We start from the raw sequence: 10463 nt of genomic DNA, 5'->3' as shown, positions 1-10463 counted from the left end.
TGCATTGCATGGAAGTCAAATGGCTTTAAGGTGAATACGCAAACTGTGCGTGTAGCAGGTGATTTTCAGAGTATCTTCTAAGAGTATGTATGGATCTTGAAGCGCTAAAAGCATGGTGTATTGGAAATAATACTGCAGACCATATCTTCCAGGTCGTGAAATAACTGCTTACAATTGTTTATGTGGAAATTCATACTGCAAACTGGTCTGTAACTCCTGGCCAGAGAGAACCTGCTTATAGTCGTCCGCATTGTGGTCGTAATGCGTTAGGGAAAAGCGCACACTAGCGATAGTAAGTTATTTTAAGGCTATATCTAGGGAACAAGTGTACACTGATACACGTAAGTCGGGAAATTCATACAGAAACTGTATTTTCTGCCCCGAGAAGCTTATAGTTGTTCCCGTGGAAGTCATAATGCATTTTAGGCAAAGGCATAAACTATAAGAAAACAATACGTGATTTTCATTAGAGGCATTCTCTAAAAGATGCCTGCAGATCCTAATAGCATTTTGTAATAAGAAGTTTAAATACTACCTGCGTAGTGCCCAAACACTGCATTGTTTGTCGCGAGGATGTACATATAGAATACTGTACGGCGTAGTCCTCTATATATAAAAGCGAACTATACCACCGTATTATGTTCTCCGGTGAGTTTGTGTATCGCTATCTTGTCCCTTAGGTAAGCACTATGGAATATTTCAAGATCCAGATTGCTTTACCTTGGCAAGAGACCCACGCATGAGCGCTACAGTGATAAAAGCGTCTAAGTCTCCATTCATTACTGCATCTACATTTCCAGTTTCATGCCCTGTACGTAAGTCCTTCACCATACGATAGGGATGCATTACATAGGATCTTATCTGATGTCCCCAACCAATTTCACACTTGTTTTGATGATCTTGAGCCATTCTTTTCTCTTTTTCTTGCAGCTCCATTTCATAGAGACGGCTTTTAAGTAAAGAGTAGGCTTCAGCACGATTTTGATGTTGCGACCTGCTTGTCTGACATTGTACCACCATGCCAGAGGGAATATGTGTTATACGGACAGCACTTTCGGTTTTATTAACATGCTGCCCGCCAGCACCAGAAGCACGATAAGTATCAATTCGAAGATCCTTTTCTTGAATTTTTATGTCAATTTCATGATCTACAACAGGGGATACTTCAACGCTAGCAAAGCTGGTATGCCGTTTTGCAGCATGGTCAAAGGGAGAAATGCGCACTAACCTATGAATACCACTTTCAGTACGTGCCCACCCATAGGCGCCAATACCACATATTTTAATAGTAACAGCTTTCAAACCTGTTTCCTCACCGTCAACAGAATCAATAGTCTCAACACTAAACTTATGAAAAGATTCAGCCCACTTTGTATACATGCGCAAAAGCATGCAAACCCAATCGCTACTTTCGGTTCCACCAGCTCCGGAACGAATAGTCAAGAAACAACTATTAGCATCAGCTTCGTGAGAGAACATGCACTCAGTCTTTTTCTGAGATATACGCAATTTCAAGGATTGAAGCTCAGCATTTATTGTTGCAAGAAAGTCTCTATCATCACTATCAGAAATCATCTCTGCAAGTTCAGCTAAGTCCTTATGTTCTTCTTCTAAAACACGAAAAGATGAGAGAACAGAGCTTACCCTGGACCGTTCACTAAGCAAGCTTTTTGCTTTATCAGCGTCATTCCACAAGGAAGGTAAAGAGCACTGTATATCTAGGCCCTCCAATACAGATTCTAGCCCCTTTATGTCAAAGACACCTCGCTATTGCAGCTAGATCTTCACCAATCTTTGATATATCTTCTAAAATTACCGACCTGCCATGCATCACAAACCATCAAAATGCTATACCAACTACACTCTATCAGATAACCTACCCAGTACTAAATACAATAAAACGCAGCATAACAGCACCTTTAACATAAATACCATAGCTAAGCGACTGCCAGAATACTAACAGATGACACGCATAAAAGCAAGTTACAAAAGATACCGCAACAACCAGCTAGGCACTAACAACGCGCCAACTTACAACTCGAAATCGCCTTCAACATACTGGACATCATCATTATCATCAAGATCATTAAGGAAACTTAGAAGTTTAGCAGAAGCTTCATCAGATGCGGGTCTAACTTTTTGTTTAGGGCGCCAAGATAGACGCGCAGTCACTCCATCAGAAAATTTTTCATATAAAGCATCTCTAATTCTGCCAAAGTCCTCGACTTGACAAATGACGTGGTACTCTTTCTCCTCTCCGCTATCGTGCTCCTCAAGATCTATAGCCCCAAGACTAGTGGCCTCATCAAAAATCACATCAAAGCTTCCAACTTGCGCATCACCATAAACTATTAGCCCCACATGATCAAATAGGTAACTAATACTTCCTCTTTCTCCGAGCTTCCCTCCGTGCCGTGTAAATATATGGCGTAACTCCCCTGCAGTACGATTCCGATTGTTACTCAAAGCATGCACTACTATAGCGGTGCTACCTGGACCATAACCCTCATAAGTTATCTCCTCATAGCTATCATCAGCCTCATTACCCTGAGCGCTTCGTATAGCAGCTTCTATACGGTCCTTAGGAAGATTAAAAGCCTTGGCAGAAGCTATTGCAGATCTGAGGTTAGGGTTTAATTCTGGAACAGGAGAACCACTCCGAGCCGCTACTATGATTTCCTTCCTTAATTTTGTAAACAGCTTAGCACGCTTAGCATCTTGCGCGCCTTTTCTGTGTTTTATGTTTGCAAACTGTGAATGACCAGCCATAACTCATCCTGCAACGCTAAGCACACGGTATGTATACACGAGATACCACTTAGTTTAAGACCTATAACTAATATATGCAATACTAATTATGTATGCGTTTGTACAGGTCATTATATGCATAGTTAATTTATATACCACTATGTAATAGGAGCGACAACAAAAAGGAAGTAGCCAGCGATATCGTGCCTAGCTTTGTTTTATTTCAGTATTATACACACAAACCCCATACTAGCCTAAGGTCACTCAAGGCAACGCAGCTTAGTGTGTATTATGTATCCCAGCAGATAACCTCTTACCATCCTATATACACTTTCTATGCACAGGCCTGCGTCTTTTAAATAACGGTGTTACAGCATCTCTAGATCTTTAAATACACTAAGGCAATACACCTCCTCTCAAATATTAACTGGCCAGGAATTTTGAAATACAGATGCTCAATACAGTGATAGTCCAGTTTCCAGAAGCAATAACTAGGTGATATGTTACAATCGTAAAAAGCCCACTTTATATGTACATATTTTTGTCTAGTAATTCTTTGTATTCAAAATGCATTTAAATTACGACTATAACAATAGCTTATTATTAGGACTTATAATATTACTTAATCATATTATTGATTATGCCATGAGGCATATAAGCTATATATCTGAGTTGGGAATGTATTGTAATAGATCCTAACTACTTGCTTAATACACAGAAGTGTTAGACCACTTAGATGACTATAGAATATTGCGTTCGGATACCAGCACATAGTTGGGCTGCATGTTTTATTGCCTGTAACTCAATGAGGCATTCATTTTATGCTGAAGCGTTGAAAAGCGCTACGTTCAGATTTCATGATATTTTAAGAATGAAGAATACATTTTACTCCCGCCATGCTTGTGAAAGTAAACTTTGGTATACTGCTGTGTATTTAAAACGAGGATAAATGAGAATTGTTTTTGCAGTAAGATTCGGCATAATACAACCTCCCGGGAATATATATTGCATACGTACTAAAAGAAATGATACTGCGGAAAGTGTTGACGTTTTTCAAGTGTATTTGTAGGGCCGTTATTGATTTTAGAGATCATGATGGGATGGAGTATGCAGGGTATTTGTCCTTTATAGTACTTTTGTCGATGTTTCCTTTTTTCGTGTTCTTCAATGCCCTTACTTCCTCTATAGTGTCAGTGTTGGATAAGGATCAATTTCTATATACAAGGCTTTTTGATGTGTTGTCAGGCGAATTGCCACACGATACCATGGATGCGCTATTACCTAGAATTGAGGAGATCCTATCAGGGCCTCCTCAGAGTCTACTGACCGTCGCTATAGGTGGTGTAATATGGACTGCTTCTTCAGTTATCGAAGGGATAAGGCACGTGTTGAATAAGGCCCTTAGGGTATCAGCGCCTCCACCATACATACTGGGCCGTATGTTTAGTATACTGCAATTTTTGATAATAGTTGCTGTGATGATACTCAGTGTATTATTCGCGGTATTGGTCCCTATAATTTTTGAAGTGGTCGGTAGACATTGGGAGTTCCTGAAGTTTGTAGTTAGCAAAGTGATACTTTTTGTTGCTGTTTCTTGGATATACTTCATGGTTCCAAATGTAAGGCAGAATATACTGGTCGTGATGCCAGGTGCGGCTGTTGTTACTGCAACATGGACGTTAACATCCATGGCTTTTTCGTGGTATCTCTCAACCTTTCAAGTTCTCAAGACAATATACGGTAATCTTACAGGTATTATAGCAGCGATGCTTTTTTTCTATATACTTAGCATATTTTTCATATACGGAGCAGAACTGAATTATAGGCTCTCAAATCGTTACTCCAGTGTGCACATATAGAGTGCGACTACTGTGGAAAATGTGTTACCATACTCCCTATTTTTTAAGGGAGTTGTGAGGTTCCATGTACGAACATGCACATTGGTTTCAAGAAGAGAGAGTATTATTCCCCTACAGTAGCACAGTGCCTGCAGTTACCCCGATGAGAGTGGTATCAGGCCACGGAAGTTATCTGGAACTTGAAGATGGCAAAAGGCTATTGGACGGTATATCGAGCTGGTGGAGTGTATGTCATGGCTATTCGCACCCTTATATAGTAAGCAAAATGCAGGAGCAATTGGCAAAGTTATCACATGTAATGTTTTGCCGTGATTTAATTCATGAAGGAGCATACGTACTAGCATCGCGCATAGCTAAGTTAATGCCGCCAGGGCTTGATAGGGTGTTTTTTGCGGATTCTGGATCTATGGCAGTGGAAGTAGCGATGAAACTCGCTGTTCAATATTGGTACAGTATGGGTAAGCGAGAAAAACACAGCTTTATATATTTCAAAAATTCATACCACGGGGACAGCATGGGATGTATATCTATCTCTGATCCTGAAGCTATTCATGGAGAGTCCTTTACAAGATATTGTCCGAAGCAATATCTGCTTGATATACCTGCAAGTGAAGAAGACGTAGTATTGTTACAGCAAAAGATAGAGAGTATTGCGGATAAGGTTGCAGCAATTATTGTCGAGCCACTTTTACAGGCTGCAGGTGGTATGGTGATTTATCATCCTCACGTTTTAGCTACGTTGAGAAAGATTGCAAAAGAAAATGAGATTCTGTTTATTGCTGACGAAGTTGCCACAGGCTTTTATAGATTGGGAACAGCCTTTGCTTGTGAACAAGCTTCTGTTCAGCCTGACATTATGGTACTAGGAAAAGCCCTTAGCGGTGGTACTTGCCCACTATCAGCAGCTGTAGTTAGCAGTAATATATCTGAACTTTTTATATCCGGTGGAGAAACATTTATGCACGGTAATACATTTATGGCACATCCTTTATCTTGTGCTGCCGCTAATGCTTCTCTCGATTTATTTGCGGGTGAGTCGTACACTCAGAAAGTATTGAGAATAGAAAGAATTTTAAAAGCCGAACTAGAAGAACTGCATGCTTTAGATTACGTGTGCAATGTAAGAATAAAAGGGGCTATGGCAGCTTTTAATATTAAGAACAAGTGCATGGAAAAGCTTAAAAACGGCATGACACGAAAGATCTTAGACCTGGGTATATGGATCAGACCAATTAAAACGGTAATGTATGTGATGCCACCTCTCACAATTGCAGAGGATGAGCTATTAGCATTGCTTTCTGCATTAAAAATACTGGTATACGATTGTAATAAGATAAGCACTTAGTATTTGAGACTTAAAAACATACTAGAAAGTTTCTTTTCAGCTGTACGGTTGCTTCGGATGTGTGTGTAGCAGGGTGATGGGTGTATACGAATTAAACTTTTACTTTAAAATGTGACATATGCTTGTGGGTAGGCGCTAACGCTTGTTACGTTGCAGAGTAGGATGAATGCTGTGACCATTGTGAATCTAGTATTTAGCTGCGCCCACTATTAAGGTGTTGTGTTCATGTAAGGTAGATACTTCTTCTCTTGTGACATACACATCGAGAGAGGTAATGGCTAAGAAGAGACTGAGGAGTAAGGCGGTTTGCAACAAAGATTTGTGAAGAGAGAAGCGTCAGGTAGACGTATTGATATACTCTGCCAGGGTTATTTATCTTGATGTAGCTCGTTGATTATGTAAGAAATGCATAACTAATCGTGGTTACACTGCGTTCTACATATATGTACCACGTTCTTCTTTCTCGCTCTGGAGAAGTGGTAATTTGCTTATGTGGAGTGCATTTGCAAAGCAGCATAATCACAGTTTGGATCATCAACGGAGAGAGAGAGGGAGTAATTAGTATTTGTGGTATCGCAGAAATATTTTCAATGTTTCGTCTTTAGTTAAGTACAAAATGGTACGATGATTCACAGTGTTGTGCCCTAGGGGGATTTAGGGGCGCTTCTCGGGTTTATATCGTGCGTGCGACAGTGCCTTAGGAGTAGAGTGCTGCATTCCTTGCTGGTAGAAGATAAATGTTGAGTTCCTCTCTGGTAGAGTAAGTTTCACAAAATATATAGAAGACAGGGTTTGTATCTTTAGTTAAGTCTGGTGATACATAAAAAACAGTGACGGGGTTTGAACAGCACAGCAGCGTATATAAGCCTATTTGTGGCGGTAGTGCAATCTGTCAAAAACCGCTAGGATCATTCTTTGAATACCTATCTGGTTCATAAAGGAGAAAATGAACACATTTCTCGATTGACTGCCTTAGATTGTCGCGCTCAACCGCCATTAAGTATTATGTCAAAATAATCTATTCTGCAGAATATTTATTCAGCAGCTGCCCTGCGCATTATACAAACCCTAGTAAGCAGACTTGTTGTGCCACAGTATGATGCAGTTATCCACCATAGTACCCATACCTTTTACTCAAGAACACTGTGATTTTTCTTTTGAAGAATGTGTGCTCATATATCAAGAACTATAACTTCCAGAGTGACAGATTAAAAAGAGAAATTAGTACAGATCTGCAAAATGCGGTGTAATGGAGCTTACATTGCAATCTCATTTCTGTATAGCCATTACTTAATCTTAATCACCTCATCACGTAAGTACAATGAAGGGCTGCACTATGCTGCGGAGCTCTATCATTTTTGTATCACGTGACTAAATCTCAGTTCCCCTTTTCATCCATCATATTCAATAACAAGCGTTATATGGGATTACAGCTTTCGGTGCTATTATGAGGCATTGAAGGCTGTAGTTCGTCGGTACGTTGCATCTTGTTTATCTTAACAGACATCCTATTCACATGTGCCGAGACTTTTTCTGTTATACCAATAACATCACGTAGGAATATCGTGCTATATTTTTTAGCCACCTCTCTTTTCGCCTCTTCTATAATGTTATCTACACAGAATTCAACTTCTTTAGGGGCGTTCTTCTTTGCAAGAGATATAAGGGAATTGTGAGCAAATGTGAAATCTTCGCCAGTGCCAGGTAATTGGCAATCTAGTATCAGAGGTTTAGCATTATTGTTCACGGAGCGCTTTTTAAGCTCATCTATATATCCATGTACTATAGCCATTTTGCGTGATAAATTCTTATCTGCGGAAATGCACTTTTTCAATAATGTGCTCGTAAATTGATTAGACTTGTTGGTATAGCAGGCTACTATTTCTTCTAGGTCTACAGAGATTATACTTTTATACGCGTCTTTACTTAAGGCCTCGTGCAGGTTTTCATATTGGCATGCCCTTTCCTTTATTAAATGAAATACTTCTTCTTTTAAGACTTTGGTATTTGTTTCAGTAATAGAGTACGGTGAAGGAAAAGAAGCTGAATTTAGGGACAGGCATAATCTATCTACTTCACTTAAATCAGTAGTGCTGCTTCCTTCTTCTAAGCATATACGTCTTAGCTTTAGCGCTCCCTTCTTTAATGCCGCTAAGGTTGTCTTTGGGATAAGTGGGAGAAAATTTTCTACCAGATAAATAGCTACTTTAGTGTTAGCTCTAGAATTTTTCTTTAGGATATAACTCTCTAATATTGTTGTTATAATGGACTTTTTATTAATGTGCATCGGTAAGGCTTTTTCAAGGAAAGTCTTGCTGTGTCTCTCAATCATTGGGCGATACTCTACGTATTTACTAGTGCTTATACATATTAAAGGTATGGCTTGATTTTTTGGAGGAGAGAAGTAAGTTTCAGTACGTGTGCTATAGTCCTTTCCCTCGGTTATCAGGGTTATTTCAGGCTTGACGTTCTGAAAATCTTTATTGTCCCATTCATGATGAAAAGCACGAATGCTTATCTTCCGTGAGGCTTTCCGTTTTTTATCTTGCCCAACGGTAATTTTGTTCAATATGGCTACCATTGTATACTGTGTGTCTAAATCCTCCGAACTGTTGGTATAGATTTGTATGCTCTGTATTGACGATTCATATAAAGTTACAATGCCTTTCTTTTCTTCTTCAGAGAAAAAGATATATACCTTGTCTGAAAATCTAGTGTCTTTCTTGCAAGATAGTAGCGCATTCTGCATAGTAGCCTTATTATCCAAAGAGTTGGTGATGACAGGTTTTTTATGTGTATCAGGTGATGCATCACCTATACCAGTTTTTTCCAAAATAGAGGGAGTGGTTTGTGGGTTTCTAGGTAGCTGCTTCTTTCCAAGGTTCATGTATATTACCATAAGGTCATTTTTAACGGAGTACACTACAAGTTAATTGTAAATTATATATTAATAAGTTTTCTTCAAAAACGATTTTGTACGTAAATATCAGAAAATAATGCGAAAGATTAGGAAATATACTATCGTAATACAAGGAGAAATAGGAAGTATCTTAACGCATTGTGTTTATCTTCAGTCGGTAGTAAATTACCTGCAGATATAGCGGTGGAATAGGTATAGTTATTTTATGTAAGTTTATTTTTTAAGACTTTTATTATATAGCAAATTTTGCTACGCTATTTACATATAACAGCATTTTGGTGTGTACTGTGCCAAGTCATCGCAGAAGAGATATTTACAGGCGGAGGAGGATTTTTGAGGAAAAGCATAAGGGGTATGATAAGGATAAGGTAATCCTTGGGTGCATGGTTTTTACGGCAACTGTTCTTTGCCTAGTTAGCTTGGTTCAGATTGTGCAGGGATTAAGTGTGGAATCCACGATATTTTGTTATCTTAGGTATGTAGGAGCACTTCCATGCTTAGTTCTTGTACCTTTGTTATGTGTATACTGCTATGAGTACGTGGCTAAGGTAGAAGGTATAAAAAAAGAAGATATGCGTTTGCTGGAGAGTCTCGCAGAGAGTGACGAAGCAGAGTGTTCTAGTTATGATACAAGTACTGTATTAGGTAATAGGGAAGAAGAGAGTAGCGCAGGAGAAATTTTTGGTGTTAAAGAAAAATGTCCGGGACTCGATGCTGCGCAGTGTTATCCTCCAACTCTATCGGATATGACTTCAGGTGATGTGGAAGTTGTTTGTCAACTAGACGATGCAGTATTACGAGGAGCCATGTAATATTATTCCATCTCATAAAATGCGTTAATTAAGTGAAGTGTTGCGATACTTTATTTTGAAAGTTCTAATTTCCGTTTTTGAGAGCTCTGCGCTCATCATACGACCAGGATTGTGTACGCTGCTGCAGATTTATAACGAAACCCACAGGTAATGCGTGACCTTTTTTAAGATACGCTACTATGGACGCTGAATGACCCTTACATAAGTCAATAGTTCTCTGAGGTGAGGAAATTAGGATCTCGAACTACGTCAGAGTGGTCACAGCATTCAGGATGCTTAGTCCAACGCCCAATGAATATTATAACGATCTTCAGGTCATGGCAGTATTGAGTATTTCTAGAAGGGGGGATAGCCTTATTCAAGACAATCCAGTTTTTAAGAGACTAGGTGATACGACACTTGTGTTCTTTTTTCGAACGGAACACAAATTTCAACTTTCAGCTTGCTGAGTAGAAGCTTTGTTATCTATCATTACAACTTTTACAGTTAATTTCTGCGCATATGTATTGAAAATTGCTATGTACTTTTATGAAGATAATCAAATCATAATAATTTTTTCCATTTATTAATGAGTTAATTAAGTGCGGTATACCGCACCATGTATTATGGTCCATCAGTTAACTGTATCACTTAATTTAAGTTGAGTAAGATATTAAAAATCTTAAGAGTACACGATTCGTGAAAGGTTTATATAGCCTACGGGAGAAATCCTATAATTTTATTATGGCAATAGTGTATGAATTGTGACATGACGCGTAAATTGCTTATTACACTCTGTA

The 10463-nt window shown here is 38.9% G+C and carries 6 protein-coding genes; 3 read left to right on the top strand and 3 right to left on the bottom strand.

Annotation, left to right across the window (positions count from 1 at the left end):
* Positions 1 to 699: 699 nt before the first annotated feature.
* Positions 700 to 1831 (bottom strand): peptide chain release factor 2 gene (gene prfB / locus KPX09_RS02715; RefSeq protein WP_249548848.1). Its coding sequence is split into 2 segments (ribosomal slippage): positions 700 to 1767 and positions 1769 to 1831, totalling 1131 coding nucleotides; the frame shifts between segments, so codons are not numbered across the junction.
* Positions 1832 to 2031: 200 nt separating this feature from the next.
* Positions 2032 to 2769, bottom strand: coding sequence for a YebC/PmpR family DNA-binding transcriptional regulator (locus tag KPX09_RS02710; protein WP_249548847.1), 738 nt, complete (start codon positions 2767 to 2769; stop codon positions 2032 to 2034).
* 1004 nt (positions 2770 to 3773) lie between these two features.
* Here KPX09_RS02710 and KPX09_RS02705 point away from each other — a divergent pair.
* Together KPX09_RS02705 and bioA are read left to right on the top strand one after the other, a co-directional pair.
* A complete protein-coding gene (locus KPX09_RS02705) occupies positions 3774 to 4607 on the top strand; it encodes a YihY/virulence factor BrkB family protein (protein WP_249548846.1) in 834 nt (277 codons plus the stop codon).
* A 64-nt stretch (positions 4608 to 4671) separates the two neighbouring features.
* Positions 4672 to 5952 carry an adenosylmethionine--8-amino-7-oxononanoate transaminase gene (bioA, locus tag KPX09_RS02700; protein ID WP_275973611.1) on the top strand — a complete coding sequence of 427 codons (1281 nt, stop codon included), beginning with the start codon at positions 4672 to 4674 and terminating at the stop codon, positions 5950 to 5952.
* 1417 nt (positions 5953 to 7369) lie between these two features.
* Here bioA and KPX09_RS02695 read toward each other — a convergent pair.
* The gene (locus KPX09_RS02695; protein WP_249548844.1) at positions 7370 to 8875 is read right to left on the bottom strand and encodes a hypothetical protein; all 1506 of its coding nucleotides are present in this window, start codon (positions 8873 to 8875) and stop codon (positions 7370 to 7372) included.
* 284 nt (positions 8876 to 9159) lie between these two features.
* Between KPX09_RS02695 and KPX09_RS02690 the strand changes: the two genes are divergently transcribed.
* On the top strand, positions 9160 to 9684 hold the full coding sequence (locus KPX09_RS02690; protein WP_249548843.1) for a hypothetical protein: 525 nt from the start codon (positions 9160 to 9162) through the stop codon (positions 9682 to 9684).
* The last annotated feature ends 779 nt before the right edge of the window (positions 9685 to 10463 follow it).

It is taken from the genome of Anaplasma phagocytophilum, assembly GCF_023476575.1.
Taxonomy (GTDB): domain Bacteria; phylum Pseudomonadota; class Alphaproteobacteria; order Rickettsiales; family Anaplasmataceae; genus Anaplasma; species Anaplasma phagocytophilum_A.
The sequence above is the reverse complement of the archived record's forward strand: the minus strand, read 5'-3'. Positions and strand labels throughout refer to the sequence as shown.